Here is a 25035-nt window from a genome sequence, read left to right on the forward strand (position 1 = left end):
CTCATAGTCCTCCGAAATTGGGTGCGATATACGGTTGGGCCAACACGGCCAGACCAGCGGCGACCAGGATCACCCCCATGGGTTTGGTCACAACATGCCCGATCTGCGGCAGCTTTTCGAGCACCATGAACAGCGTCGCAAGGCCCATCCACAACAGGCTCATCACCCCGCCGACAAAGCCAAGCGCCATGAAACCCCAGCAGCAGCCCACGCAGAACGCGCCAAGGCCGAGGCCCATGCGCAGCCCGCCTGCCGCGCCGGTTTTCCAGTGGCCAAGAAAATAGGTCATAGGGCTATGGCAGACGCCATGGCAGATTTCCTTTGCTCGGGTGAATTGAAACAGACCGACGGCCAGCAACAGCAGGCCCGCAAATGTGGTGGTCTTGGATATGCCCAGCATGTCGATAATACCGCCATAAAGCAAGGCCAGTTGTACGCCAGTGATCAGCGCCGCAAAGGCGACCCACACGATGAAGTATCCCAGCAAGACACCCAGCCACCCTGCCCGCGTGCCGTCCGCCGACACCATCAAGTCCTCATAGCTGCGTAATGTGGGCACCAGCGTCGGCAGCATCATCGCCGCCATCATGATCGCCCACATCGCAAAGAGCGGGCCAAAGTTGGCCATGGGCATATACATCGGCATGCGCGGGTCCATCGCGGCCATGCGCGCACCCATCTCTCCGGGTCGCCCGATCAGATCGACATCCATGTCGATGCTCATCGAATACATGACCCACCACGCCGCAAGGATCAGGCCAAAGAACCCGAGCCAAAGCATAGATCGAACCAGATGCGGCATATGTCCTCCCTGACAGTGCTGCGACTCAATGCTTGCCAGATTAAATGTCAGACATTAAAATGCCAGACAATTGAAAAAAGTGCTCAAATGAAAATTGATCCGGACAGCAGCGCAGATTTTTCGGCCCAGATCGCCAAGGCGATCCGCGATGCCATCATAGCGGGTGACCTGATCGTGGATCAGCGCCTGCCGTCGGAGGCGGAACTGGCCGAACAGTTCGATGTGTCCCGCCCCACGGTGCGCGAAGCGCTCAAGCGTCTGGCCGCGCAATCGCTGATCCGCACACAGCGCGGCGCAACAGGCGGCGCATTCGTCAACAGGCTGAAATTCGAAGATGCCTATGCCCAGCAGGTCACCACCTCGACCCTGCTGCTGTCCATGAACGCCGTCAGTTTCGATGTCGCCTGCGAGGCCCGCTATGCGCTGGAACGCGCCTGTGCGCCGCTATCTGCGCAGCGCCGCACACCGGACCAGTTGGCCACCATGCGTGCCGAAATCCACCGCCAGTCCCAGCCCGGTCTCACGGACGAAGCGTTCTGCGCCTCCGACGTCACCTTTCACCGCGCGCTGGTGGACGGAGCGGGCAACAAGGTGCTCAGCTATCAACTCGCCAGCGCGGTCGAGGCGATGCAGCCCTTGATGAACATGATCACCTTCACCGCCCGATCGCGCGAGGCGATCGTGGCACTACACACCGATATCGCGGATGCGGTCGAGGCGCAGGATGCCGTCACCGCCGATGCGACCCTCATCAAACTAGAAGCCTACACACGGGAACTGGCGCACAGCGTCGTCACCGCCCGTGCAGAAAGGGCCGCCAAAAAGGAGACCAAGCCCGCCTGATCCCTCCCAACGACGTCAACTAACGACCGCTGAGGGGCCGGGCACCGACAGTCAACCATACGTCAGGGAGGACGCTATGAATTTAAGACCAGACCCAACATTTCACCCCTCGCCCAAGATGGCCATGGAAGCCCCGGTTGAGACGCTCGCATTTACGCTGATGCTCAGCCCCGATGGCACCAAACCCGACGGGCTGGCCGTGGTCGATGTCGACCCCGCCAGCGACACCTACGGACAGATCGTGCATTCGCTGTTCGTGCCGAACCTGGGCGATGAATTCCATCACTTTGGCTGGAACGCCTGTTCGTCTTCGCTTTCGCCCCTCACCGGTCATGCGTTCCTCGAGCGCCGCTACCTGATCATCCCCGGCATTCGGTCTTCCCGCATCTACATCATCGACGTCAAGGACCCACTGGATGCCAAGATTCACAAGATCATCGAACCCGAAGAGTTGATGGCGAAGACGGGCTATTCCCGCCCCCACACCATCCATTGCGGTCCCGAGGGCATCTATGTCTCGACCCTTGGCGGTGGTGGCGAGGATGGCACAGACGGTCCTCCTGGCATCTTCATCATGGATTGCCAGACCTTCGAAATTCAGGGCCGGTACGAGATGGACCGCGGCATTCAGGACAAGCACTATGACTTCTGGTGGAACCTGCCGCGCGACTACATGGTCAGTTCCGAATGGGGCCTGCCGCCGCAGTTCGAGAACGGCGTCGTGCCAGAGGATCTCCTGAGCAACAAATACGGCCACACGATCCACTTCTGGGACTTGCGCGCGCGCAAGGTCGTCAAGTCGCTGGACCTTGGTGAAAACCACCAGATGGCGCTGGAAATCCGGCCCGCCCACGACCCGGTCAAGGAATACGGGTTCTGCGGCGTGGTGGTCGACACCACCAACCTGCAAGGCGCGATCTTTACCTGGTGGCGGGATGACAATGGCGAATGGCAGGCGAAAAAGACGATCACGATTGATCCCGTGCCCGCCGATGCCGACGACCTGCCTGACCTCTTGAAAGGGTTCGGCGCGGTGCCGCCACTGGTCACCGACATCGACCTGAGCCTTGATGACAAGTACCTTTACGTCGCCTGCTGGGGCCTGGGCGAGATGCACCAATACGATGTGTCCGACCCGATGAACCCCGTTCTTGCGGGCAAGGTCGAGCTGGGCGGCATCGTGGCCAAGCACAAGCACCCCAATGGCGAAGCCTTTGGCTACGGCCCCCAGATGGTCGAGATCAGCCGCGACGGCAAGCGCGTCTATTGGACCAACTCGCTGTATTCCACCTGGGATGACCAGTTCTATCCCGGAGATCGCGGGGCTGCGATGGTCATGGCCAATGTCGGTGAAAACGGCGGTCTGACGCTGGATGAGAAGTTCTGGACCAAGTTCCCGGAAGGCTATCGCAGCCACCAGATCCGGCTGGAGGGCGGTGACTGTTCCACAGACAGTTTCTGCTACCCCTCGGTCTAGATGGACCTGACGACCGCGGCGGGCCTATGGCTCGCCGTGATCCTTTCGGGCCTTTATCACGGGCTGAACCCGGGCATGGGCTGGCCGCTGGCCGTCTCGTCAGCGCTGTTCGAACGGCGCCGCTCGGCCCTTTGGCCCGCGCTCGGCGCGCTCAGCCTGGGCCACTTTGCTGCGATGCTCGGCATCCTGCTGCCCTTTTCGATGATGACGCTGCTGATTGACTATCAGCGCGAAATCCGTATCGGAGCCGGGCTGATCGTGATCGCCATGGGCCTCTACCTCGCCATCACGCGCCGCCATCCCCGCTTTCTGGCGCGCATCCCGCCGCATCGGCTGGCGCTCTGGTCCTTCCTCGTCGCACTCGCCCATGGTGCCGCACTGATGCTGGTGCCCATTTACCTCGGCCTCTGCGCGATCGAGGAGCTGGATGCAGGCCACCGCGCCGCATCGGCCCTGATGGCCACCACCGCCCTTGCCCTCGGTGTCGCCATCCTGCACACCATCGCCATGATCGGATCGGGCGGTGCGCTGGCCTATGCGGTCCACCGCTGGCTCGGGCTGCAATTCCTCAGCCGCAGTTGGTTCGACCTCGAACTCGTCTGGGCGCTCAGCCTGGTCGTGGTTGGTGTCGTGGGGCTTTGGACGGCGCTCTGACAATTGCCATTGACCTTGCGGCACCTGCCCGCAACTGTCGGCGCAAGAAAGAACAAGTTCAGGTTCCCAAGGCATGGTGCGGTTTATCGACAATACGCTGGGCAAATGGCTGCGCCATTTCTTCTTTGCCATCGTGCGCAGCTATTTCTCTCTGTTTTACAATGTCAGCTGCTCCGGCAAGCACCTGTTGCAGGATTCGGCAGGTACGCTGATTCTGGCGAGCCACGTGAGCCGCTTTGACGGCCCACTGATCGCCGCCATCCTCTACACCACGCAGCGCATAAGGCCCGTGGTGCACTACAATGAATACCACAACTGGATGCAATGGTTTCCGATGTTCGTGGCCCGAGCGATCCCGGTCAGTTCGCCCAAGTCATGGCCCGCGGAAAAACGCCAGGCGCAGAAAGTGGCGAGCATGACGCGCATCTTTGCGGCACTCGATCGCGGAGAAAGCATTCTCTTGTTTCCGGCGGGCCATACCCGGCAGCAGGAACCTGAGGTGATTGCCCCGCACCTGTCGGGGGCCCGCGACATCCTGGAAAGGAAACCCGACCGCACTGTGCTTGTCCTGCGGATCGAAGGGTTGGGCCGGTTTCAGTCGGCACGTTACGACTACTTCTGGAGCTTCATCGGGCGCACCAAGGGGCGGCGCCATATCTCGGTCGATATCAAGCGGGCAGATGACCTTGACCCAACCACGGACCTTGCCGCCTTCAATCAGACGCTTGAAGAAAAGCTGAACACGCCCATAAGCGATCACTTCTGATCTTGCCTCCCCCTGCGGCGGGCCCTACGTGCAAGCCATGATCGACGTCCTGAACATCATCGCCGCCCTGCTGACCATCGCCTTCGGGCTCTTTGGGTTTGTTGCACCGCGCTACACGGCCTCGGCGCTCGACCTCGCCCCGACGACCAGCACCATGGGACTGAGCGAAATGCGCGCCAGCGTCGGGGGCTTGTTCGTCGTCGCAGGTCTGGCCGCAATCTGGCTTGGCCACCCACTGGCCTATGCGATGATCGGTTTTGCCTTCATGGGCGCGGCCATGGGGCGCGTGCTGTCACTGATCTTTGACAAACCACCCCTGCGCAAGGTGCTGATCTTTGGCGGGATCGAGGCAGTGCTTGCGGCGTGGTTCCTCGCGGCCAATCTCTGAACATGTCGCGCGCGACGGTCGGCAAGATTTGATTTTATATGTTTTTCAGAACCCTAAGCGCATGAGTTAAAGTGCGGCACACACGTTCTCTGTTCCAAAAAAATCCCCGCCGGAGGCTCCCTCCGATTGCAACGCGTCCCGCACTCGCCTATATATGGCTCGTCCTTCGGGACTATGGACATAAACGCGCTCGTAATAAGCGGATCGGACCCGGGGGCGGTACCCGGCGACTCCACCAAACATCCTTCATTTGGGGATCATGGGGTCGAAATAGGATCGACGGACGTCTAAAGGGGTTAGCTTTGTCTCGGCTGTCTGCCACCGTTACCGGCGAAACTTGTACAATTGCAAATGACAATCGTGCTCCGATGGCAGTAGCGGCGTAAGCCGTTCCTAATATCGAAAATTAAGTCCTTGCGCCTAGCCGCGTAAGGCGGGGTTCGCAGGCACCTGGCAACAGAAGCCTGCATTTTCCTTTTCACTTCAATCTTTGTTAATGCGCGGTTGGTACGACTGCTCAACCCCAGCGCGATTGGCGGAGAGCCGTGGAATGCCACATAAGGTCAAGACCTTGCAGACCTATTTCACTGAAATCTGGGTCAATGGAAATCTGGAAATCTTGCCTGAAATCCTCGCGCCCGATGCCCGCACGCGGGGTATCATGGGCGAAATGCCCTTTGACGCGGATGAGTTTTCCGAACTGGTCACGATGGTGCGCGAGTTGCTGGGCAGTATCGAGGTGTCCTATCCCATCCTCGTGGAACAGGGGAACTGGCTGTCCGCCGTCGTAGAAATCAAGAGCCATGCGGCCCTGACCGGCGATCCGATCCACGTATTCAACCACTTCACCGCGCGTTTTGAGGGACACCGGATGCAGGAAATCTACAGCGGCGTGGATTCCATGGTCCTGTTCGAACAGCTGGGCCTGCTCCCCGAAAACGCGATGGCGGTGATGCTGGGCGGAACGCGGCTGCGCTGACGCACGCGCAAGGACGAATGACACATCTGCACCGATGGGAGAGATATGGAACCGACATCGCACATCCTGCGCCGCTTTTACACGGAGGTGTGGGAACAGGGCAGACTGGATGCGATCTCGGGCTATTTTCAGCCGGACACATCCAGCCCCATTCTGATCGAAGACCGGGCAGTTGAACCTTATGAGGTGCGCGAATGGATGGAGATTTTGCGGGGCCTCGTCTCGCATCTCAAGGTCACGTTCATCCACACCATCGACAAGGACGACTGGACCGCTGCCTTTCTCAAGATTACCTGCAATTGCCGCCGCACCAACAAGCCGGTGGCGGTCTACCAACAGATTATGTGTCGCCAGAACAACGGCTTACTGGTGGAAAGTTATCCACTGTTTGATCTGTTGCGCTTCTTCGAGCAACTCGATCAACTGCCCGAGGATGCCTATGCCCTGTTGATGGCCGGTACACGGCTGCGGTGAAGGGTTGACGCAAACCGACCCCGTCCGTTACCACACTTGCATGGGGTACCCGCGAACACCCCGTGAGGCGCCAGCCCAACGTTCGCATGTTTCCAGATCAAAGGATGCATGCATATGGCTGCCCCGAACGAAATCACACCCGCCCAACTGTTGCGCCTGATCGGCACGCCTGAAGCGCCCGTTATCGTTGATATTTCCATCGATCCCGACTTTGCTGACGACCCTTACCTGATCCCCGGTGCGTTCAGGCACCCGCACACGGACCTGCCCGGCCTCAAGGACAGGCTGCAAGACCGATCCTGTGTCGTGACCTGTCAGCGGGGGATCAAGCTGAGCCAAGGTCTGGTCGCACGGTTGCGCGCCGATGGGCACCACGCCGAATACCTGTCGGGCGGCATGTATGGCTGGCGCGATATGGCAGGCATGATCCGCGTGCCCGCTGCCAACGTGCCGCCGCCTGTAGACGGCGCGACACTCTGGGTCACACGCCACCGCCCCAAGATCGACCGTATCGCCTGCCCCTGGCTGATCCGCCGCTTTGTCGATCCGGGGGCGCGGTTCCTGTTTGTGTCACCGGGCGAAGTCATGGGCGTGGCCGACCGCTATGGTGCCACCCCGTTTGATGTCGAAGACGTGCTCTGGACCCACCGCGACGACCGTTGCACGTTTGACACCATGTTGGACGAGTTCGCCCTGCACACCCCTGCCCTGAATCGTCTGGCCCGCGTCATCCGTGCCGCTGACACCAACAAACACGACCTCGCGCCACAAGCCGCGGGGCTGCTTGCCCTGTCGGTCGGCTTGTCACGTCAGTACCGTGATGATCAGGCACAGCTCGATGCAGGTATGGCGATCTATGACGCGCTGTATCGCTGGGCCCGGGATGGCGCAGGTGAAGGACATGACTGGCCGACAGGGCGCGGCAAATGACCCAATTGCCACTTTCTGACCTGTTCAAGGTCTTTGGCCGCATCGGCCTTTTGTCCTTTGGCGGGCCTGCCGCGCAGATCGCGCTGATGCATGACGCGCTTGTCAGCCGCCACAAATGGCTGAGCGAGGATCAGTACCTGCGCGCCCTGTCCCTGTGCATGCTGTTGCCGGGACCCGAGGCGATGCAATTGGCCACCTATGCCGGGTGGCGCTTGCGCGGCACGTTGGGCGGGCTGCTGGCAGGTTTGTTGTTCGTGGTGCCCGGCGCGCTCGTGATCCTCGCGCTGGCCATCGGTTACGTCCAGTTTGGCGATGTGCCTCTGGTGCAGGCGGCCTTTCTTGGCGTCAAGGCGACGGTCATCGTTGTGGTGCTGCAAGCCCTTTTACGCCTCGGCAAAAAGGCACTGAGCGGGCGCGCGGCTTGGGGTTTGGCCGGGGCCGCCTTTGTCGCGCTCTTTGTCTTTGGCCTGCCCTTCCCGCTGATCGTGATCGCCGCGGGTGTGTATGGATACATCACCGCCGATGCCGCTGACACTTCACATACCGCCACGCCAGTGCGCACCAACACGTGGCGCACTGTGGCGATCTGGGGTGGCTTGTGGGCTGCGCCGCTCATCACGCTCTGGGCTACCGCGCAGGACTTTCTGCTGCAAATCGGGCTGTTCTTTTCCAAGCTGGCGATTGTCACCTTTGGCGGGGCCTATGCAGTCCTCGCCTACATGACGCAGCAGGTTGTGCAGGATTATGGCTGGATCACGACCGGGCAGATGATCGACGCGCTGGGGCTTGCCGAAACCACGCCGGGGCCGCTGATCCTTGTCACTGAATTCGTGGCCCTGTTGGCGGGGTTCGCTCAAGGGGGACTGAGCCTTGCGCTTGCTGCGGGTGCGCTGACCCTCTGGGTCACGTTCACGCCGTGTTTTCTGTGGATTTTCGCCGCCGGTCCCTACCTCGATCAGATTGCAGCCCGCCCGCGCCTGTCCGCCGCTTTACAAAGCATCACGGCCGCCGTGGTGGGCGTGATCCTGAACCTGTCTGTCTGGTTTGCGTTGCATGTGCTTTTTGGCACGATCAAAAGCGTTCCCGGCGTCGCCCTGCCCTTGCCCGATTTCCCATCACTCGACATCTGGGCGATAGTTCTGACGCTGGCTGCGATGGTACTGATGCTGCACTTGCGACTTGGTCTGTTGGTCACATTGGCGTTGATGGCGATGGCGGGGTGCGCAATATCCTTGCTTGGACTCACATAAACCCGCACCAAAGTGTCAGGCCCTCTTTTCACCGCCTGAAATTGGGATATGGTGAGGTCGAACCGCACGAGGACTGCCATGAGCCGGAGCATTGATTACGGCAACCTGATGCATGAAGCCATGCGTGGCCTCATCCGCAAAGTGCTGACAGACGTGGCCGCCAACGGCCTGCCGGGCGCGCACCACTTTTTCATCACGTTTGACACCAGCCATCCGGACGCCGAATTGGCGGACTGGCTAAGCGACCGGTATCCGGGCGAAATGACCGTGGTGATGCAGCACTGGTATGACAAGCTGGATGTGGGCAGCGAAGGGTTTGCGGTCACGCTCAATTTCGGGGATGCGCCCGAGCCGCTTTACATCCCCTATGACGCGATCAAGACCTTTGTCGATCCATCGGTCGAGTTCGGTCTGCGCTTTGAAACGCAAGGTGAGGACGAGGACGAGGCTACGCACACCGCCCCGCCTGAAATTCTGCCCAGCCCGGCGGCGGCAACGCCGAAACCTGTGGACGAAGACATCGAGGAAAAAGATGGCAAGGATGCGGAAATCGTGTCTTTGGACAGCTTCCGCAAGTAAGGTGGCGCGCTACTTGCGTTCCAGAAACGTCTCGACGGCCCGCTGGATTTGACCGTCGCGTATGGTCTGGAACCGCAGGTCAAGCCCTCCATCGGCCAATGTGCGATCGTATTGCTGCAGGCTGTAGCCGCCGTCGACATCCACGAACAGCGAATAGACGGTCAAGGTCTTGTCGATGATGCGCGCCCAGACATAGGGCTCGCCCTTCATCGGGTCGAGCTGCACCTCGTGGCCAAACACGTTGCGCCGCTGTGCGGCTGCGTATACCGCGTCACGGTCACTGCCGACGAAGTCGATGGCATAGGATTTCTCCTTGCTGCGCCCATCCTTGCGATAGCTGACGGATGTCCACTTGACCTGGAACCCTTCCTTGGTCTCGGACACTTCGACGCTCATATCCCGCGGAATCTTGCTACCATCCAGCGCCGTCACTTCCGCAGATCCGACATATGTCCCAAGGAACGGTGCCACATCCGCACGTACCTGTGTCGCCATCAGAACCAGCGCAGCAGACAAGGCGATCAGGGCGCCGTGCAGGTATTGGAACGTCGGCCTTGTGGCGGTGCGGGTGGCGATCATCTGCATTCTTCCTTCACTGCGCGCATATACTGACATCAATATAGGATGGCGCGCTGTGACTTGCACCTGTCTTGCAATGATTTGATCGCGTCAATGGTTCGCGTATGAGCCGTGCTGCGTGCTTGTCTGTCGGATGCGTGCCCGGTACATGCTGGAGGGGACCAACAGACCATCTAAGGAGCCACCCCATGGCCGACACCCGCACCGAATCCGACAGCTTTGGACCGCTTGAGGTTCCGGCCGACAAGTACTGGGGCGCGCAGACCCAACGTTCGATCATGAATTTCCCCATTGGGTGGGAGAAACAGCCTGTCGCCGTGGTGCGCGCGCTGGGTGTGATCAAGAAGGCCTGTGCCATGCAGAACAAGGCGCAAGGCACGCTGGACGCCCGTTTGGCCGACGCGATCATCGAAGCGGCGGGTGAAGTGGTCGATGGCAAGCTCGACGACAACTTCCCCCTCGTCGTGTGGCAGACCGGCTCCGGCACGCAATCCAACATGAACGCCAACGAAGTGATCGCGAACCGCGCGATTGAGCTGCTGGGCGGCGTGATAGGCTCCAAAGACCCCGTACACCCCAACGATCACTGCAACATGGGCCAGTCGTCCAACGACACATTCCCGACAGCCATGCACATCTCGACCGCGATGACGGCGCGTGATGTGCTGTTGCCGGGCCTCGAGAAGCTGCATGGCGCGCTGGAGGCCAAGGTCGCTGCGTTCGACGGCATCATCAAGATCGGGCGCACCCACACACAGGACGCCACGCCGCTCACGCTGAGCCAGGAGTTTTCCGGCTATGCCCACCAGGTCGCCATGGGCATCCAGCGGGTGAAGGACGCGTTGGGGCGTATCTATGAATTGGCGCAAGGCGGCACCGCCGTCGGCACTGGTCTGAACACGCAAAAAGGCTGGGCCGAAGCCGTGGCTGCCCATATGGCCGACATCACCGCCCTGCCCTTTGTCACCGCCCCCAATAAGTTCGAGGCCCTGGCCGCCCATGACGCCATGGTCGAGATGTCGGGCGCGCTCAAAACCGTCTCTGCCTCGCTGTTCAAGATCGCCAACGACATCCGCCTGCTGGGTTCCGGCCCACGCTGCGGTCTGGGTGAGTTGGTGCTGCCAGAGAACGAGCCGGGTTCCTCTATCATGCCGGGCAAGGTGAACCCGACCCAATGCGAGGCGCTGACGCAGGTCTGCGCGCATGTGATGGGCAATGATGCCGCTGTCGGCTTTGCCGGATCGCAGGGCCATTTCGAGCTGAACGTCTACAAGCCCATGATGGCCTACAATGTGCTGCAATCCATGCAGTTGCTGGGCGATGCGGCCTCGGCCTTTACCGACAACCTCGTCGAGGGATTGCAGGCAGATGAGGTGCGCATCGACAAGCTGATGCGCGAGTCACTGATGCTGGTCACGGCGCTGGCCCCCGAAATCGGGTACGACAACGCCACCAAGGTCGCCAAGACGGCGCACAAGAATGGTACGACCCTGCTGGAAGAGGCGATTGCCCTCGGCTTTGTCGATGAAGAAACGTTCAACCGTGTCGTGCGCCCCGAAAACATGATTGGACCCAAGTGAGCACGCCCATAAACCTCAACAAAGTCCGCAAGGCCCGCGCCCGTGCAGACAGCAAAGCGCGGGCCGATGCCAATGCGGTGGCGTTTGGGCGCAGCAAGGCCGAGAAAGACAAAACGCGGCAAGAGAGTTCCCGCGCGGCGCGAGAACTGGACGGGAAGGCCCTTGAAACGCCCCCGTATGGTGCGGATAGCGACGACAAAAAGCCATAAAACCAAGGCAAAGTGTTCGATGTTAAGAGGTATAGGTGTTTCATGACCCAGGAAACCGACATCGACAAGGAAGCGCGCAACCGCATTCGTGCACTGCGCCGGGCACGTCGTTACATTCGTGCGAACGAAGGTACGCTTGCGCGCCTTTTGAACACATATGCGCGCATTGCCGATCTTGATCCCGCGCGGCGGTTCTGGGCCGAGCATTGAGCACGGGCCCGCAAAAGCATTCCCTGACCCTGAAGGGTCACCGCACCAGCGTCACACTGGAGCCCGAGTTCTGGGACGCCTTTCGCGAGATTGCCGCGTCGCGCGGCACCCCCATCAACGCACTGGCGAGTGAAATTGACGCCGCGCGGGATCCGGACACCGGGCTGGCCTCGGCCATTCGCGTATTTGTCCTGCGCCACTTCAGACATCGTTAACCACGCTTTGGCATGCTGGCTGCATGACGCAGTTTGCACATCACCTGCCTCTCAGTCCCGAAGGATACATGCTGGATCTGTTCAGCTCCAAAGCTGCGCGGGATGGCGCGGTGATACGGCGCAAATCCCGCGACATTGAGCGATTGATCGGACGGGATGTGTTTCTGCGCGAGTTGGAGCAACGCGGATACCGCGCCGTGGAAAACGCAGGTCAGATCATCGTGTTCTGCAATTCAGAACCAGTGCGCCCGCTGCTTTAGTCGGAAACTGACCCAGTTTCCGGCTGTTTTCCGACGCAGAAAACGGCGCAACGTTACGGAAATCGCGTCGATTTCCAGCCGGTCTCTGCGTCAGAGACCGTTCAGGTTACAGACGCCTGGTAGATCGTGTTGATGTTGGACCCCAGTGCCGCCTCGAACCCCTCATCGCTCATGTCGCGCTGCAATCCTTCGGTCAGGGCGCGGCTGAAACTTGCGATCATCTTGTGGTTCCGGGCCAGGCGCGCGCTGGCATCCGTTGTCGAATAGCCGCCCGACAAGGCCACCACGCGCAGCACCCGGGGATGATCGGCAAGCGCGTCATAAACACCCGGCTGCTCTGGCAAGGTAAGCTTCAGCATGATGTCCTGCCCGTCGCCCAATGTCTCGACATGTGACATCAGTGTTTCTGCCAGCAGCGCTTCGGCTTCGGCCTTGGTGGCAGAGTGGATGTTCACCTCGGGCTCGATGATCGGGACCATGCCTGCGTCGATCACCTCATGTGCGACGGCAAACTGGTTCTCGACAATCGCCGATATGCCCTTGGCATTGGCCGCGTTCACGACCGAACGCTCCTTCGTACCGTAGACGCCCATGGCCTTGGCCTCTGCCAGTGTGTCCGCCAGACCCGGGATGGGTTTCAGCAGTTGCACGTCATCTGCCTCGTCCTGCAGACCCTTGTCGATCTTCAGGAACGGCACCACGCCGCGCACACCCCAAAGGTAGGATGGCACCGCCTGCCCCTCGATGCTTTCGCGCAATGTCTTTTCGAACAGGATCGCGCCAATCACCTTCTTGCTGGTGAAGTCGGGGGCCAGGATGATGCGTGCGCGCATGCGCTGGATTTCGGCAAACATTGCCTCTTCGCCATCATAGTCGTTCGCATCGACACCGTAGAGCGCGAGCGCCTTGGGGGTGGACCCGCCCGACTGGTCGAGTGCTGCGATAAACCCCGCCCCGTGTTCCATCTGATCGCGCATTTTGGCAAAGTCGGGCATAGGGTTCTCCAAGGTCATGATTCCAATCGGCTCAGACCTAACTCATTCAACGGCCCCGGTTAATCCCACCGGAGCCATGTTAACGCTACCGTTTGCGCAAATTCAGCCAGATGCCATTTTTGGCGCGCACGGTCAGGTGCGCAACAGGCACAGGATCACGGCCCGGCACGCGCGCGACCTCGAAATCACGCAATAGACGCGCCAGAATCAGCGGCCCCTCCACCATGGCAAAGCCTGCGCCGGTGCACACGCGCGGCCCGGCCGAAAACGGGATATAGGCCTCGCGCGCGCACTGTTTGCCGTTTTCAGTGTGCCAGCGGGCGGGGTCAAACTCGTCGGGCCGCTCCCACAACCGGGTGTGCCTGTGCAGATGCCACGGGCTCAGCACCAACTGGCTGCCTGTGGCGATGTTGCGGTCGCGGAACTGTTCGGGGCACGTGGCCTCGCGCACCATCATCGGCACCGGGGGATACAGGCGCAGCGTTTCGCGAAACACATCGCGCGTCACCGGCAGCTTGGACATCACGGCAAAATCACAGTGCTCCAACGCTTGCGCTTCGGCGGCAACCTTTGCCTGCCAGTCGGGATACAGCGCCATCAGGTAAAGCGCCCAGGCCAGGGCCGACGCACTTGTCTCGTGCCCCGCCAGAAAGAAGATGGCAACCTGGTCGACCATCTCTTCGGGGTCGAACCGCTCTCCTGTCTCAGGATCGGCGGTGGTCATGATCTTGGTCGCCAGATCATCCGGCGCAGTGCCGTCGGCAATCTCGACTGCCCGTTTGTCCACCAGTTGCTTGATCAGCGCGCGGATCCGCGCCGCACTGGCGCGGGTGTCGCGACGAAACAGGCGCGGCATCCAGGCAGGCAGCGGTACAAAGGCGGCCAGGTTCAGGATCGGCTGGCTGCGCTGGTAGGCGCGGAATTCGTGGAACACCGCCGAGGCCAGATCATTCTCGATCGGTATCGAAAACAGGGTGCGAAAGATCACATCGGCCGCGGCATGGCTTGTCTGCTCTTCGATCTCGACTTCGCCCATCGGCAGACGCGCCGCCGCCGCTTCGGACGCGTCCCACATCGCCGGAAAAGTCTCGCGCAGACGCCCGCCCTCGAAGGCAGGATCGATGATGCGGCGCTGGCGTTTCCACGTCTCGCCGTTGGTCAGAAAGACCGAGTTGCCAAGCAAAGGGCGCAACCCCTCGCCGATCCGGTCGGATTTGGGGAAGGCGTCAGGGCGTTCCTTCAGCACTGTTTTCACCAGCTCTGGCTGGTTCATCAGGTAGCTGCGAAAGAACGGCGTGCGAAACTCGGCCATCCACGCGCGGTACAGCCGTGCAGGCTGCGCCGAAAGGATATCCTCGCGAAACAGTTTCATATAACGCCACAGCGACACGCGGTCGGGGCGGCTCGGGGGTTTTGGGGGGATCATGCGGCCACGGAGGTGTATTTCGACACGGCGTGATCGATGCGGGATTTCGACGGCGGCCGGTCGGCATAGCGCGCGCCCAGTGTGAGCGGGCCCGCCGTGATCTGGAAGTAGTCGTAGTCGAGCGGGCGATCAAAGGCGCACATGTACTGGAAGTGCAGGCGAAAGAACTTCCAGCGCAGCGCGGCCCAGCGTTCCGGGCTGAGCGATTGTGTGAATTGCGCCGAAAACACCAGTGGCCAGCGCTTGCCATCCGGGGCGACACCGGACACCGACACCGGATCGCACAGGGCAAAGGCGCATCCATCACCTGGTGCGGTCACGTCCACCCACGTGAGTTCGTCGCGCGTGCAGAGGTATTGCAGATCTGCGCGCAAACGGTGCGCATCGGGCAGGAACGACACCATCGGCACCACCTGCCCCAGTGACAGAAAGGCCAGCGCCGGGCCATCCGCAGGCACGCGGCCCGCTCGGATCAGATCGGCCAGTATCGACACGCCCAGATGCGCACCAGAGGAATGGCCCACCACCAGCACCTCGTCCACGTCATCCTGCAAGGCCCCGGCTATGCTGTCCTGAAACTGGGCCATGCGCGCTTCGAGCGGTGCAGGATTTGCCCCGCGCGAGGCCGCGGAATAGGCGTAGTCGTGCATGAGGTAATAGGCGAAAAACTTGCCGTCCTTGGATTTGAACCAGCGCAAGAGCGCGACAAAGGCCACCGCCCCCATCGCGGCGCCAATCCAAGCACCAAGGCTGTCCAGCATCCAGCGCCCGACAGCCCAGAAAGCGGCCCAAACGGCCAGCGCCACGAGCAGTTGCACCAGCAACATGCCAACGGGATAAAGCGCGGCAATCACGGGCCCCTTGCGCAACCGCATCAACCGGCGCAGCGCGCCCGAGGCGATGTAGGTCCAGGCCGTGCGCACCAGTTGCGCATAGGTGCCGGGGATCGAGGCATCCATGCTGTCGCGCACGATGTCCGACCAGACCAGCACCTCGACATCCGCATGGACCGGGGCGTCGTCGATGACAGCATCAACCTGCCAGCCGTAGTGGCCCCCGCCTGTCTTGGGTTTGAGCGTCAGATCGTAGCCTGAGATCCCGGCCTGCGCCGCGCCCTCTTTGCGGTAGAGTTCGCGGTAGCGACGCGGGTGAATCGGATCGTAGCCGGGGATGTAGAACACCCGGCGACGGCGCACTGTTTGTGGATGCGAACTGCTCATGATTGCACCTGTTGTTCGGCGCACTCTAGCGGTTTTCTTTGACCAAAGTAAGGCGGAGACCGGCCCGGTTTCCAACCCGTCCCTGCGTCAGAGTTCGATCAGCCCAAGGTGGCCAGCGCGGGAAATTGTTCGAGCAGCCAGAAGGAAAACCGCGTGAACAGCCCCAGCAGCATGGCCGCGCCGACAAAGACCAGCATCGCGCCCATGACCTTTTCGATCAGGCCCATATGGCGTTTGATGCGGTTCATGAACCCCATCGCGCGGCTCATGAACATGGCCGCCAGTAGGAACGGAATACCAAGGCCCGCGGCATAGACCCCCAAGAGGAAGGTGCCGCGTGTCACGGATGCTTCGGACGCCGCCAAGGTGAGGATCGCGCCAAGTTGCGGGCCGATGCACGGGGTCCAGCCAAAGGCAAAGGCCAAGCCCAGGACGTAGGCCCCAAAGGATGAGCCGCCCTGATCGCCAGCATCCATCCGCGCCTCGCGGTCGAGGAAGGAGATGCGGAACACGCCAAGAAAGTGCAGGCCAAAGACCATGATCACCGCGCCCGATATCTGTGCAAACAGCACCTGGTTGGACAGGAAAAACGCCCCAAAGGCCGAGGCGGCAAAGCCGAGGATCAGAAAGACCGTGCTCAGGCCGAGCACAAAGAACAGCGCCGTGATCGTCGCCTTGTTGCGCCCCGAGCGACCCTGGGACATCTCGTGCACGCTCATCCCCGACATATAGGCCAGGTAGGGCGGAACAATCGGCAGCACACAAGGGCTGAGAAAGCTGATGATGCCGGCGAGCAGCGCCACGCTCATGGCAGGCACGAGGCTTGCATCGATGATATCTATTCCAAACATGTACTTCCCCTACCGCGCGGCGGCGCGCGCGTCACTGCCCTTGCGGTCACATGTCTGTGGACAGTCTGAAACATCGCGCCTAAATCTCGGTGATGGATGACCAAATGACATTGGATGCCGTGGGGCTTCTTTGCCCCCTGCCCGTGCTGAAAGCGCGCAAACGGCTGCAATCCCTCGCCACGGGGCAGACGTTGACCCTGCTGGCCGACGATCCGGCCGCGATTGTGGATGTGCCGCATTTCTGCGCCGAAGCGGGCCACACATTGCTGTCCAGCGATCTTGATGGGCCTGTGCAAACCTACGTGATCCGCAAAAAGTAAGGGCGCGCCGCTTGGCACGCCCTTTTTCTGAATTCCACTGGCCTTTACTTGCCCAAGGACCACCAGCCGCGCTTTTTGGGCTTTGGCGGTTCTTCCGGCGCGGGTGCCGCTGCCGCTACTGGCTCCGCCACGGGATCTGGCTCCGCCGCGACAGGCGCGGGTTCGGGCGCGGGCGCCTCTGCCACGGGTTCCGGGGCGGCTGCCTCTGCAGGCTCAGGCGCCGGGGCCGGTGTTTTGGCCTTGGTTGTGCGCGACCGCGTCGTCTTTGGCTTGGGCGCAGGCGCGGCGTCTTCTGTCGCAGGTGCTTCGGCCTCTGCCGCAGGGGCTTCATCCGCCGGGGCCTCTTCCACCTTCGCTTTGGTGCTGCGCGTAGACGTGCTCGAGCGCGAAGAGCTGCGCGTGCGTGTCGGCGTTTTCTTCGCGACGGGCGCCTCTTCCTTGACGTCCTCGGCGACAGGTTGCGCGGCCTCTGTGGCTACGTCCGAACTTTCTTCGGTCGAAACGGCATCGGTGGTTGTCTCACCCTCGCTGTCCTCACGCGTCTCGCCCTCGCCATTTGTCTCGTAGGTGGACGACTTCGACCGGCTGCGCCGACGCCGACGACGGCGGCGTTTGGGCTTAGGTTCGCCGTCTTCGCCGACGGTCGCGGGTGCGCCAGACGTGCTGGCGGCAGGCGCCTCGCTTTCGTCGACCTCGATATCGGCCTCATCCTCGTCCACCTGATCCATGATCGAGGTGTCGACAGACACCACATGGGCCGCAGGTTTGACCACACGGGTCGCGGTCTTGAATTTCTCAAGGCTAAAGTCCGGGCTGACCAGATGCGGCTCGCCCTCGACACGGACCGACAGGCCATAGCGGGCCTCGATCTGTGCGATATGCTCGCGTTTCTGGTTCATCAGGAAATTTGCGATGCCCACGGGGCACTTGATCAGCACCTCGCGCGACCGGCGGCGGGTGCCTTCCTCTTCGATCTGACGCAGGATCGACAGCGCCAGGTTGTCATCCGAGCGGATGAGACCGGTGCCGTGGCAGGCCGTACAAGGCTGTGTTGTCGCCTCGATCATGCCGGGGCGCAGACGCTGGCGGCTCATCTCCATCAGGCCAAAGCCCGAGATGCGGCCAACCTGAATGCGGGCGCGGTCGGTCTTGAGCTTGTCCTTCATCCGCTTTTCGACGGCGGCGTTGTTCTTGCGCTCGTCCATGTCGATGAAGTCGATGACGATCAGGCCCGCAAGGTCGCGCAAACGCAGCTGGCGCGCCACTTCTTCGGCGGCCTCCAGGTTGGTCTTGGTCGCGGTTTCCTCGATCGACCCTTCCTTGGTCGCGCGGCCCGAGTTCACGTCGATGGCCACAAGCGCCTCGGTCACGCCGATCACGATGTAGCCGCCCGATTTCAACTGAACGGTCGGGTTGAACATGCCACCCAGATAGGTTTCGACCTGGTAGCGCGCGAACAGCGGCAGGGTGTCCTGATACTGTTTCACGTTCTTGGCGTGGGACGGCATGATCATCTTCATGAAGTCCTTGGCGGTGCGGTAGCCGCGTTCGCCTTCGACAAACACCTCGTCAATCTCGCGGTTATAGAGATCGCGGATCGAGCGTTTGATCAGGTCGCCCTCTTCGTAGATCTTGGCGGGCGCGATGGATTTCAGCGTCAGCTCGCGGATCTGTTCCCAGAGGCGTTGCAGGTACTCGTAGTCGCGCTTGATCTCGGCCTTGGTGCGTTGTGCACCCGCAGTGCGCACGATCAGGCCCGCGCCGGTAGGCACGTCGATTTCGTTGGCGATCTCTTTCAGTTTCTTGCGGTCAGCAGCGTTGGTGATCTTGCGGCTGATGCCGCCGCCACGGGCAGTGTTGGGCATCAGGACGCAGTAGCGACCGGGCAGCGACAGATAGGTGGTCAGGGCCGCGCCTTTGTTGCCGCGTTCTTCCTTGACGACCTGCACCAGCAGGATCTGACGGACCTTGATGACTTCCTGGATCTTGTAGCGGCGTGGGCGCGGTTTGCGCACGGGGCGGATGTCTTCGCTGTCATCCTCATCGGCCACGGATTCGATGCTGTCATCCTTGGATGTTGCATCGGATGCCTTGGCCTCATCGCTATCATCTTCGCTGTTGTCGTCGTCGGTGGCGACGTCGTCTGCAGGTGTTTCTTCGGCGGCATCGGTCTCGACAACCTCATCCGCAGCCGGTGTTTCAACCGGCGTTTCGGCCACGGTTTCCATGGGCGATGCGGCTTCTCCCTCGGGCACTTCCGTCTCGAGGTCGATGGTCTCCATGCCTTCGATCTCTGACGTTGCCTTGGGATCGGTATCGGCGGCCTTTGCGGCCTTTGAGCGGGAGGACGAGCGGCTGCGCGTCGATTTCTTGGGCTTCTTCTCTTCGGCCTCGTCGCGCGCCTTCTGGGCTTCGACATAGGCGCGCTCTTCCTCCATCAGCGCCTCGCGGTCGGCGACGGGGATCTGGTAGTAATCCGGGTGGATTTCCGAAAAGGCGAGGAACCCATGGCGATTGCCGCCATAGTCAACAAATGCCGCCTGAAGCGACGGTTCGACCCGAGTTACCTTTGCAAGATAGATGTTGCCAGCAAGCTGGCGTTTGTTTTCGGATTCAAAGTCAAACTCCTCGACCTTGTTTCCGTCAACCACCACAACGCGGGTCTCTTCCGCGTGGGTGGCATCGATAAGCATTTTCTTTGGCATGAAAGTCCATTGCACGGCTCAACGCGTCTTGAACCTGGCGGCGCAAGAGGACGAGAGAGGTGTCTTGTCTGGGCGAATTGTGACGTGCGGCAGGCCTGACCCTGAGGGCCTTCTGCTGGGCGTATTGCTGTCCTCGCGCGCGTCATCGCGGTTCTTCTCCGACACGCGCACCCCTCGGGGTGGCGTATCCGTTCATAAGCTGCGCCAGGCCTCGGCCTGCGTCAGCATCTCGTGGCCCCTTTCGGGGCCCAATCGGTCTGTCAATCACGGCGGGAACGTCCACACATCGCGATGTGACAGCGAAACTCATATCCGGGTCTGCGCGGTGTCGCGTCGAAAACCCGTTCCCTTAGATAAGGCGTTCGCGGGGGAAATGACAATGGTCAATCGTGCCTACAACTTCAACCATGGCGCGAAGTGGTGGATTGCTGTGCATCAGAGGGTCAATATCAGCGGGCGGTGGTCAGATACCTCCGGCCCGGCGGGCACATCGAACAGCGCGTCGATCAGATCTGGCGACACCAGCATGTAATCGGCAAAGCGCTGATCCTTGGTGTAGAGCGCGGTGCGCGTGTCGGTGATCCCGTGATGGGCGATCAGGTCGTGCAGCCCTGCCCCGGCCAGCACATCAAAGCATTCACTGTCCGGCAACAGATTGAAATCCCCGGCCAAAACACCCGATACACCCGAGGTCCAAACCTGCGTAAAAACCTCGACGATCCTTTGCGTTTGCGCCGCGCGCGCCGGGGTATCGCCCTTGCCATCCGGGTCACGCAGCCCGTGCAGGTGACCGATGCACACCGACCTCCCCGTAGCCGTATCCTCGACCCGCACGGCCTGCATGGTGCGCGGCACAGGTTCTGCCCCCCACCCGCCGGATCGGTAAGTGCCGTGAATGAAATCCTGCACGCTGTGCGTCACGGCCAGATCACGCCGCACCCACAGCCCCAGCCCGTGTTCCGAGGCGACCTCGCCACCTTCTGCATCAAACAACGTTCCGCGCGTGGCTGGGGCAAAACGCGCCTGATGCTGGGGCAGCAGGCGCGAGATGTCCGAGAACAGGTCCGCCCGCTGCTCCAGATGACGATAGGCGTCTTTGTAGGCCAGCCATTCGGGGCTTGGGCTCGGGGCGCGCGTGACCTCTTGCAGGCACAACACATCGGGTTTCAGCGCCGAGACCCAAGGCCCAAGCGCATCCCAAACCTGTCCGCCCCAGGCATTCAGACTGACAATTTTCATAAGGCCTTATAGGTAGTCGGACCGCTGCAACCCATACTTGGCCATCTTTTCGTTCAACGTGCGGCGCGGCAGGCACAGCTCTTCCATCACGGAGGCGATGGAGCCCTTGTGGCGCCGCATCGTATTGTCGATCAGCATCCGCTCGAACGCTTCGACGTATTCTTTCAACGGCTTGCCCTCGGTGGTCATGACGGGCTGCATTTCCTCGTGATCGTTCATCAGCAGCGACGCGATAGAGCCTGTGCCCCGACGTGCCTGCAAAACGGCGCGTTCCGCGATGTTGATCAACTGGCGCACATTGCCCGGCCACGGGGCCTGCAACAGTTGTGCGGCCTCTTGCGCAGACACCTTTGGTGCCTCGCAGCCATACTCATCTGCGAACTGATCGCTGAGACGGGTGAACAGGGTCAGGATGTCCTCGCCCCGCTGGCGCAGCGGCGGCACGGTGATCTTGAGCGCAGCCAATCGGTAGAACAGATCGGGGCGCAGCGCGTCCTCGCAGGTGCGCCCGGCCTCTTGCATGTTGCAGATGCCGACGATGCGGGTTTCGGCCGGCGTGCCCTGTTCGTTGATCACAGAAAGCAGCCGGGCCTGTAGCCCCTCGCTCAGCGCCTCGATGTCTTCCAGCACCAGTGTGCCGCCGCGCGCCTCTTCGATGGCCGGCAGTTGGGCGTCCTCGGGCAGCATGGGGCCGAACAGGCGCTTGGCCAGTGCGTCCTCTTCCCAGGCCGAACAGCTGACAAGCACGAACTTCTTGCCCGCGCGGCTGCCAACAGCGTGGAGCGCGTGGGCCACCAGTGTCTTGCCAGTGCCGGTTTCGCCGTCGATCAGCACGTGACCATCGGCCTGACCGAGGTCAAGGATATCCTCGCGCAGCCGCTCCATGACCGGCGACTGGCCAATCAGTTTCTTCATCAACTGACCGCCATCGCTCAGCTCGCGGCGCAGCAGGCGGTTGTCCATGGTCAGACGGCGTGCGCCGGTGGCGCGCTTGGCCAACTCGCTCATGCGGTCCGGGTTGAACGGTTTTTCAAGGAAGTCGAAGGCGCCAACGCGCATCGCTTCGACCGCCATGGGCACATCCCCGTGGCCAGTGATCATGATGACAGGCAGTGCAGAGTCGTTGCCCATCAGCTTTTTCAGAAACTGCATCCCGTCCATGCCGGGCATCTTGATGTCGGAAATGACGATACCTGGGTACTCAGGCCCCAGCACTTTCAGCGCGTCCTCGGCGCTCGCAAATGTCTCGGTGTCGTAGCCCGACAGGGCCAGCCACTGGCTGATGGATTGACGCATGTCCTGTTCGTCATCGACGATGGCGATCTTCATGGCTTGGGTCATTGTAGGCTCACTCCGCCGCTGCAATCTTGTTGTCCTTGCCCTCATCCTCATCGAGGATTGGCAACTGCATTTCAAATACGGCCCCGCCTGCCTGTCCGTTCCGCGCGGTCAGCCGTCCCCCCAAATCGTTCACAATGCCGGAGGAGATGGCAAGGCCCAAGCCAACGCCGTCTCCGGGCTGCTTGGTGGTATAAAACGGCTCAAACAGCGCATCGAGATCCACAATGCCGGGGCCGTTGTCGCGCACCGTGAGGGTGGCTGTTTCGCCCGCTGACAGGATGATATCGACCTGCGGTTCCTGTTCAGACTTGGTGGCGTCGATGGCATTGCGCAAGAGGTTGACCATCACCTGTTCGATCCGCATCCGGTCGCCCAGCACCTCGATGGGTTCAGGTGGAACCACGCGGTTGATCAGCACACGGCGCTGACGCAGCTGGGGTTCCATCATCGACAGGCTAGACGCCAGCGCATCGCCCATATTTACAGGGCTGAACGCGTCCTGGCCCTTGCGCGCATAGGATTTCAGCTGACGCGTGATCGCCCCCATCCGTTCGATCAGATCGTCGATCCGGCCAAAGCTGACCAGCGCCTCGTCCGGGCGGTTGCGACGCAGCAAGAGACGCGCACCGGCAAGGTAGGTTTTCATGGCAGCAAGCGGCTGGTTCAACTCGTGACTGACGGCGGCCGACATCTCGCCCAACGCGGCGAGTTTGGACGACTGTTCAAGGGTTTGTTCCGCCACGGCGAGGTCTTCCTGCACCCGTTTTCGCTCGGCAATTTCCCGCTGTAGCTGGGCGTTCAGATGGCGAAGCTCTGCCGACTCGCGCGCAAACAGCGCAAGGCGCAGGGCCGAACGACGACTGAGTGCATAAAACGCAAGCGCCAGCAAAATGGCGAATCCCATGATCTCAAGCGCCAGAACGCCATTCACCCGCTCGCGCACGGAGGCGTATGTGGTGAAAGAGGTCATGCGCCAGCCGCGAAATGCGATCCGCGTCTCCAACCGCATCACCCCTTCGCCTTGTAGATAGGCATCCGCCGGCAAGGCGGTCCAATCCGCTGTCGCGCGGATCGCGCGTTCAATCGCGCTTTGCGGTGTCTGGCGGGCCAGTGCGTCTTCCTCTGTGCGCCCCCGCCAGCGCGGCTCAGTCGCAAGAATGATCTGACCTGCGCTGTCAGTGACCAGAACGGCCGCCGAAATACCGGCCCAGGCCCGTTCGAACTTTTGCAGATCGACCTCGACGGCGATCACACCCAGCACATCGCCCCCCGCCATCACGCGGCGCGAATAGGTAAAGGCAAAGCCGCCCGCATCGCGCGAAGCGACGGTGAAAATCGTGTCTGTGGCGCGCAAAGCGTCGATAAAATAAGGCTCGGTCCGGTGGCTGGAGCCCAACCTGCTGCGATCCGTGGCCGCCACCGCACGCCCGTCACTGTCCAGCAGGATCAGGTTCGCCGCACCGATTTCCTCCACGAACGAGATCAGGCGTTGGGTCGATTGCTGATAATCCGCCGAGTTCAATGCACCGATCAAGGTCGGGTCACGCGCCAGCAATTGCGGCACAATCGCGTTCTGACGCAGTTCGCTCAGCAGGTTGCCGGAATACAGGGCCAGACGCAGTTCGGCCCGGTTGCGCGTGGTTTCGGTAAATCGGTCTGTCAGGAGGCGATTGGTAAAGTAGACGGTCGACACAGCCACGACCGTCAACAGCCCCAGTGCCAACCGTACGCGCCAGCTTGTCGTGCGCGGGCGCGTCTTGGTGCCTTGGGATGAGGTTTCACTTGCCATGGCGGTCAGCTTACGGCGCAGTGCTCATCCGCTCAAGTCACGCGGTTGCCAGTTGACCCGCTACTGCGCGAAACAGCGCCTGCCCATCCGTGCCGCCATGGCCCGAATCCGCCGCCCGCTCCGGATGGGGCATCATTCCAAGGACGCGCCTGTTGCCTGACAGGATACCGGCAATGTCGCCCAGAGAGCCGTTGGGGTTGTCTGTGTAGGAAAAGGCGATGCGATCCTCGCCGCGCAGGGCGTCGAGTGTCGCGTCATCGGCAAAGTAGTTGCCGTCGTGGTGGGCAATGGGAATATCGACCACATCGCCTGCATTGTAGCCCTCGGTATAGATCGATTGGGATGTCTCGACCTTCAGAGCAACCGTCTTGCAGATGTATTTGAGGCCCGCATTGCGCAGCAGTGCGCCAGGCAGAATGCCGGTCTCGGTCAGCACCTGGAACCCGTTGCAGATGCCAAGAACATAACCGCCGCGATCCGCATGCGTCTTGACGGCCTTGCAGATGGGCGAGTTGGCGGCAATCGCGCCGCAGCGCAGATAGTCTCCGAACGAAAAGCCCCCGGGCACCCCGACGATATCTACACCGCTGGGCAGGTCCGTGTCCTTGTGCCAGACCATTTCGACATCCGCGCCCGCTGCCTTGAATGCAACCGCCAGATCCCGATCACAGTTCGATCCGGGGAAAACGACAACGGCCGCCTTCATGACAGATCGACCCGGTAGCTTTCGATGACCGTGTTGGCGAGCAGTTTCTCACACATCGCCGTCACATCCGCCTCGCTGGTGCCATCGGCGAGGTCCAGTTCGATCACCTTGCCCTGGCGCACGCCGTTCACACCATCAAATCCCAGTGCCCCAAGCGCGTGGCGCACAGCCTCGCCCTGCGGGTCCAGCACACCGGTCTTCAGCATCACATGCACAGTCGCTTTCATGTCCTGCCCTTCATTGTTCGT

General features: G+C 61.4%; 28 protein-coding genes and 1 other RNA gene. 17 read left to right on the forward strand and 12 right to left on the reverse strand.

Annotation, left to right across the window (positions count from 1 at the left end):
* Position 1 precedes the first annotated feature (1 nt).
* Positions 2 to 802 carry a DUF2182 domain-containing protein gene (locus ACMHLQ_RS23095; protein ID WP_415403008.1) on the reverse strand — a complete coding sequence of 267 codons (801 nt, stop codon included), beginning with the start codon at positions 800 to 802 and terminating at the stop codon, positions 2 to 4.
* 87 nt (positions 803 to 889) lie between these two features.
* Between ACMHLQ_RS23095 and ACMHLQ_RS23100 the strand changes: the two genes are divergently transcribed.
* The 11 genes from ACMHLQ_RS23100 to ACMHLQ_RS23150 all read left to right on the forward strand — a co-directional run bounded on the left by ACMHLQ_RS23100 (position 890) and on the right by ACMHLQ_RS23150 (position 9142).
* Positions 890 to 1645: a FadR/GntR family transcriptional regulator gene (locus tag ACMHLQ_RS23100; protein ID WP_415403009.1), complete on the forward strand. Its 756-nt coding sequence runs from the start codon at positions 890 to 892 to the stop codon at positions 1643 to 1645.
* A 76-nt stretch (positions 1646 to 1721) separates the two neighbouring features.
* Positions 1722 to 3122, forward strand: coding sequence for a selenium-binding protein SBP56-related protein (locus ACMHLQ_RS23105; RefSeq protein WP_415403010.1), 1401 nt, complete (start codon positions 1722 to 1724; stop codon positions 3120 to 3122).
* Positions 3123 to 3776, forward strand: coding sequence for a hypothetical protein (locus tag ACMHLQ_RS23110; protein WP_415403011.1), 654 nt, complete (start codon positions 3123 to 3125; stop codon positions 3774 to 3776). It abuts the gene before it with no gap.
* Between the two features lie 73 nt (positions 3777 to 3849).
* Positions 3850 to 4542, forward strand: a complete 693-nt coding sequence (locus ACMHLQ_RS23115; RefSeq protein WP_415403012.1) for a lysophospholipid acyltransferase family protein — start codon at positions 3850 to 3852, stop codon at positions 4540 to 4542.
* Between the two features lie 37 nt (positions 4543 to 4579).
* Positions 4580 to 4930, forward strand: a complete 351-nt coding sequence (locus ACMHLQ_RS23120) for a DUF4345 family protein (protein ID WP_415403013.1) — start codon at positions 4580 to 4582, stop codon at positions 4928 to 4930.
* A gap of 122 nt (positions 4931 to 5052) precedes the next feature.
* Positions 5053 to 5401: a transfer-messenger RNA gene (gene ssrA, locus ACMHLQ_RS23125) on the forward strand.
* 79 nt (positions 5402 to 5480) lie between these two features.
* Positions 5481 to 5909 (forward strand): hypothetical protein, encoded by a 429-nt coding sequence (locus ACMHLQ_RS23130; protein ID WP_415403014.1) that lies wholly within the window; start codon positions 5481 to 5483, stop codon positions 5907 to 5909.
* Positions 5910 to 5954: 45 nt separating this feature from the next.
* Positions 5955 to 6383 (forward strand): ester cyclase, encoded by a 429-nt coding sequence (locus ACMHLQ_RS23135; protein WP_415403015.1) that lies wholly within the window; start codon positions 5955 to 5957, stop codon positions 6381 to 6383.
* A gap of 114 nt (positions 6384 to 6497) precedes the next feature.
* A complete protein-coding gene (locus tag ACMHLQ_RS23140; RefSeq protein ID WP_415403016.1) occupies positions 6498 to 7313 on the forward strand; it encodes a chromate resistance protein ChrB domain-containing protein in 816 nt (271 codons plus the stop codon).
* On the forward strand, positions 7310 to 8563 hold the full coding sequence (gene chrA, locus ACMHLQ_RS23145; protein ID WP_415403017.1) for a chromate efflux transporter: 1254 nt from the start codon (positions 7310 to 7312) through the stop codon (positions 8561 to 8563). Before ACMHLQ_RS23140 ends, chrA begins: the two co-directional genes overlap by 4 nt.
* A gap of 78 nt (positions 8564 to 8641) precedes the next feature.
* Positions 8642 to 9142, forward strand: coding sequence for an SspB family protein (locus tag ACMHLQ_RS23150; protein ID WP_415403018.1), 501 nt, complete (start codon positions 8642 to 8644; stop codon positions 9140 to 9142).
* Between the two features lie 9 nt (positions 9143 to 9151).
* On the opposite strand, the gene ACMHLQ_RS23155 is transcribed toward ACMHLQ_RS23150, so the two are convergent.
* Positions 9152 to 9721 (reverse strand): hypothetical protein, encoded by a 570-nt coding sequence (locus tag ACMHLQ_RS23155; RefSeq protein ID WP_415403019.1) that lies wholly within the window; start codon positions 9719 to 9721, stop codon positions 9152 to 9154.
* 188 nt (positions 9722 to 9909) lie between these two features.
* Between ACMHLQ_RS23155 and fumC the strand changes: the two genes are divergently transcribed.
* From fumC to ACMHLQ_RS23180, 5 genes are all read left to right on the forward strand, one after another.
* Complete coding sequence (gene fumC / locus ACMHLQ_RS23160; protein ID WP_415403020.1) at positions 9910 to 11301, forward strand: class II fumarate hydratase; 1392 nt, start codon at positions 9910 to 9912, stop codon at positions 11299 to 11301.
* Positions 11298 to 11510 (forward strand): DUF4169 family protein, encoded by a 213-nt coding sequence (locus ACMHLQ_RS23165; protein WP_415403021.1) that lies wholly within the window; start codon positions 11298 to 11300, stop codon positions 11508 to 11510. Before fumC ends, ACMHLQ_RS23165 begins: the two co-directional genes overlap by 4 nt.
* 42 nt (positions 11511 to 11552) lie before the next feature.
* Positions 11553 to 11720 carry a hypothetical protein gene (locus tag ACMHLQ_RS23170; RefSeq protein ID WP_415403022.1) on the forward strand — a complete coding sequence of 56 codons (168 nt, stop codon included), beginning with the start codon at positions 11553 to 11555 and terminating at the stop codon, positions 11718 to 11720.
* The gene (locus ACMHLQ_RS23175) at positions 11717 to 11935 is read left to right on the forward strand and encodes a ribbon-helix-helix domain-containing protein (protein WP_415403023.1); all 219 of its coding nucleotides are present in this window, start codon (positions 11717 to 11719) and stop codon (positions 11933 to 11935) included. The genes ACMHLQ_RS23170 and ACMHLQ_RS23175 overlap by 4 nt, the downstream gene beginning before the upstream one ends.
* A 68-nt stretch (positions 11936 to 12003) precedes the next feature.
* A complete protein-coding gene (locus ACMHLQ_RS23180) occupies positions 12004 to 12195 on the forward strand; it encodes a hypothetical protein (RefSeq protein ID WP_415403024.1) in 192 nt (63 codons plus the stop codon).
* 101 nt (positions 12196 to 12296) lie between these two features.
* Here the strand turns inward: ACMHLQ_RS23180 and ACMHLQ_RS23185 are convergent, their stop codons facing one another.
* The 4 genes from ACMHLQ_RS23185 to ACMHLQ_RS23200 all read right to left on the reverse strand — a co-directional run bounded on the left by ACMHLQ_RS23185 (position 12297) and on the right by ACMHLQ_RS23200 (position 16687).
* Positions 12297 to 13208, reverse strand: coding sequence for a fructose bisphosphate aldolase (locus tag ACMHLQ_RS23185; RefSeq protein WP_415403025.1), 912 nt, complete (start codon positions 13206 to 13208; stop codon positions 12297 to 12299).
* Between the two features lie 67 nt (positions 13209 to 13275).
* Positions 13276 to 14616, reverse strand: a complete 1341-nt coding sequence (locus ACMHLQ_RS23190; protein ID WP_415403026.1) for a cytochrome P450 — start codon at positions 14614 to 14616, stop codon at positions 13276 to 13278.
* A complete protein-coding gene (locus ACMHLQ_RS23195; protein ID WP_415403027.1) occupies positions 14613 to 15836 on the reverse strand; it encodes a hypothetical protein in 1224 nt (407 codons plus the stop codon). The genes ACMHLQ_RS23190 and ACMHLQ_RS23195 overlap by 4 nt, the downstream gene beginning before the upstream one ends.
* Positions 15837 to 15934: 98 nt before the next feature.
* Positions 15935 to 16687: a cytochrome c biogenesis CcdA family protein gene (locus ACMHLQ_RS23200; protein WP_415403028.1), complete on the reverse strand. Its 753-nt coding sequence runs from the start codon at positions 16685 to 16687 to the stop codon at positions 15935 to 15937.
* Between the two features lie 92 nt (positions 16688 to 16779).
* On the opposite strand from ACMHLQ_RS23200, the gene ACMHLQ_RS23205 reads away from it, so the two are divergent.
* Positions 16780 to 17007 (forward strand): sulfurtransferase TusA family protein, encoded by a 228-nt coding sequence (locus tag ACMHLQ_RS23205; protein WP_415403029.1) that lies wholly within the window; start codon positions 16780 to 16782, stop codon positions 17005 to 17007.
* Between the two features lie 44 nt (positions 17008 to 17051).
* Here ACMHLQ_RS23205 and ACMHLQ_RS23210 read toward each other — a convergent pair whose 3' ends face one another.
* The 6 genes from ACMHLQ_RS23210 to purS all read right to left on the reverse strand — a co-directional run bounded on the left by ACMHLQ_RS23210 (position 17052) and on the right by purS (position 25014).
* Positions 17052 to 19712, reverse strand: coding sequence for an Rne/Rng family ribonuclease (locus ACMHLQ_RS23210; protein ID WP_415403030.1), 2661 nt, complete (start codon positions 19710 to 19712; stop codon positions 17052 to 17054).
* A 435-nt stretch (positions 19713 to 20147) separates the two neighbouring features.
* Entirely contained in the window at positions 20148 to 20951 is an 804-nt protein-coding gene (locus tag ACMHLQ_RS23215) for an endonuclease/exonuclease/phosphatase family protein (RefSeq protein ID WP_415403031.1), read from the reverse strand.
* 6 nt (positions 20952 to 20957) lie between these two features.
* Positions 20958 to 22292, reverse strand: a complete 1335-nt coding sequence (locus ACMHLQ_RS23220; protein WP_415403032.1) for a sigma-54-dependent transcriptional regulator — start codon at positions 22290 to 22292, stop codon at positions 20958 to 20960.
* A 7-nt stretch (positions 22293 to 22299) separates the two neighbouring features.
* Positions 22300 to 24081, reverse strand: a complete 1782-nt coding sequence (locus ACMHLQ_RS23225; protein WP_415403033.1) for a sensor histidine kinase — start codon at positions 24079 to 24081, stop codon at positions 22300 to 22302.
* Positions 24082 to 24118: 37 nt separating this feature from the next.
* Positions 24119 to 24787, reverse strand: coding sequence for a phosphoribosylformylglycinamidine synthase subunit PurQ (purQ, locus tag ACMHLQ_RS23230; protein ID WP_415403034.1), 669 nt, complete (start codon positions 24785 to 24787; stop codon positions 24119 to 24121).
* Complete coding sequence (gene purS / locus ACMHLQ_RS23235; RefSeq protein ID WP_415403035.1) at positions 24784 to 25014, reverse strand: phosphoribosylformylglycinamidine synthase subunit PurS; 231 nt, start codon at positions 25012 to 25014, stop codon at positions 24784 to 24786. Before purS ends, purQ begins: the two co-directional genes overlap by 4 nt.
* Positions 25015 to 25035 lie beyond the last annotated feature (21 nt).

This window comes from Tateyamaria algicola, assembly GCF_047715485.1.
Taxonomy (GTDB): Bacteria; Pseudomonadota; Alphaproteobacteria; order Rhodobacterales; family Rhodobacteraceae; genus Tateyamaria.

What these genes read in the sequence shown, in the direction of transcription:
- ACMHLQ_RS23185 (WP_415403025.1), bottom strand. Translation starts at nt 13,208, where the DNA reads ATGACCTTGGAGAACCCTATGCCCGACTTTGCCAAAATGCGCGATCAG.
- purS (WP_415403035.1), bottom strand. Translation starts at nt 25,014, where the DNA reads ATGAAAGCGACTGTGCATGTGATGCTGAAGACCGGTGTGCTGGACCCG.
- ACMHLQ_RS23115 (WP_415403012.1), top strand. Translation starts at nt 3,850, where the DNA reads ATGGTGCGGTTTATCGACAATACGCTGGGCAAATGGCTGCGCCATTTC.
- ACMHLQ_RS23100 (WP_415403009.1), top strand. Translation starts at nt 890, where the DNA reads ATGAAAATTGATCCGGACAGCAGCGCAGATTTTTCGGCCCAGATCGCC.
- ACMHLQ_RS23170 (WP_415403022.1), top strand. Translation starts at nt 11,553, where the DNA reads ATGACCCAGGAAACCGACATCGACAAGGAAGCGCGCAACCGCATTCGT.
- purQ (WP_415403034.1), bottom strand. Translation starts at nt 24,787, where the DNA reads ATGAAGGCGGCCGTTGTCGTTTTCCCCGGATCGAACTGTGATCGGGAT.
- chrA (WP_415403017.1), top strand. Translation starts at nt 7,310, where the DNA reads ATGACCCAATTGCCACTTTCTGACCTGTTCAAGGTCTTTGGCCGCATC.
- ACMHLQ_RS23155 (WP_415403019.1), bottom strand. Translation starts at nt 9,721, where the DNA reads ATGATCGCCACCCGCACCGCCACAAGGCCGACGTTCCAATACCTGCAC.
- ACMHLQ_RS23215 (WP_415403031.1), bottom strand. Translation starts at nt 20,951, where the DNA reads ATGAAAATTGTCAGTCTGAATGCCTGGGGCGGACAGGTTTGGGATGCG.
- ACMHLQ_RS23150 (WP_415403018.1), top strand. Translation starts at nt 8,642, where the DNA reads ATGAGCCGGAGCATTGATTACGGCAACCTGATGCATGAAGCCATGCGT.
- ACMHLQ_RS23220 (WP_415403032.1), bottom strand. Translation starts at nt 22,292, where the DNA reads ATGACCCAAGCCATGAAGATCGCCATCGTCGATGACGAACAGGACATG.
- ACMHLQ_RS23195 (WP_415403027.1), bottom strand. Translation starts at nt 15,836, where the DNA reads ATGAGCAGTTCGCATCCACAAACAGTGCGCCGTCGCCGGGTGTTCTAC.
- ACMHLQ_RS23120 (WP_415403013.1), top strand. Translation starts at nt 4,580, where the DNA reads ATGATCGACGTCCTGAACATCATCGCCGCCCTGCTGACCATCGCCTTC.
- ACMHLQ_RS23135 (WP_415403015.1), top strand. Translation starts at nt 5,955, where the DNA reads ATGGAACCGACATCGCACATCCTGCGCCGCTTTTACACGGAGGTGTGG.
- ACMHLQ_RS23095 (WP_415403008.1), bottom strand. Translation starts at nt 802, where the DNA reads ATGCCGCATCTGGTTCGATCTATGCTTTGGCTCGGGTTCTTTGGCCTG.
- ACMHLQ_RS23190 (WP_415403026.1), bottom strand. Translation starts at nt 14,616, where the DNA reads ATGATCCCCCCAAAACCCCCGAGCCGCCCCGACCGCGTGTCGCTGTGG.
- ACMHLQ_RS23200 (WP_415403028.1), bottom strand. Translation starts at nt 16,687, where the DNA reads ATGTTTGGAATAGATATCATCGATGCAAGCCTCGTGCCTGCCATGAGC.
- ACMHLQ_RS23105 (WP_415403010.1), top strand. Translation starts at nt 1,722, where the DNA reads ATGAATTTAAGACCAGACCCAACATTTCACCCCTCGCCCAAGATGGCC.
- ACMHLQ_RS23210 (WP_415403030.1), bottom strand. Translation starts at nt 19,712, where the DNA reads ATGCCAAAGAAAATGCTTATCGATGCCACCCACGCGGAAGAGACCCGC.
- ACMHLQ_RS23130 (WP_415403014.1), top strand. Translation starts at nt 5,481, where the DNA reads ATGCCACATAAGGTCAAGACCTTGCAGACCTATTTCACTGAAATCTGG.
- ACMHLQ_RS23205 (WP_415403029.1), top strand. Translation starts at nt 16,780, where the DNA reads ATGGATGACCAAATGACATTGGATGCCGTGGGGCTTCTTTGCCCCCTG.
- ACMHLQ_RS23140 (WP_415403016.1), top strand. Translation starts at nt 6,498, where the DNA reads ATGGCTGCCCCGAACGAAATCACACCCGCCCAACTGTTGCGCCTGATC.
- ACMHLQ_RS23110 (WP_415403011.1), top strand. Translation starts at nt 3,123, where the DNA reads ATGGACCTGACGACCGCGGCGGGCCTATGGCTCGCCGTGATCCTTTCG.
- ACMHLQ_RS23180 (WP_415403024.1), top strand. Translation starts at nt 12,004, where the DNA reads ATGCTGGATCTGTTCAGCTCCAAAGCTGCGCGGGATGGCGCGGTGATA.
- ACMHLQ_RS23225 (WP_415403033.1), bottom strand. Translation starts at nt 24,081, where the DNA reads ATGGCAAGTGAAACCTCATCCCAAGGCACCAAGACGCGCCCGCGCACG.
- fumC (WP_415403020.1), top strand. Translation starts at nt 9,910, where the DNA reads ATGGCCGACACCCGCACCGAATCCGACAGCTTTGGACCGCTTGAGGTT.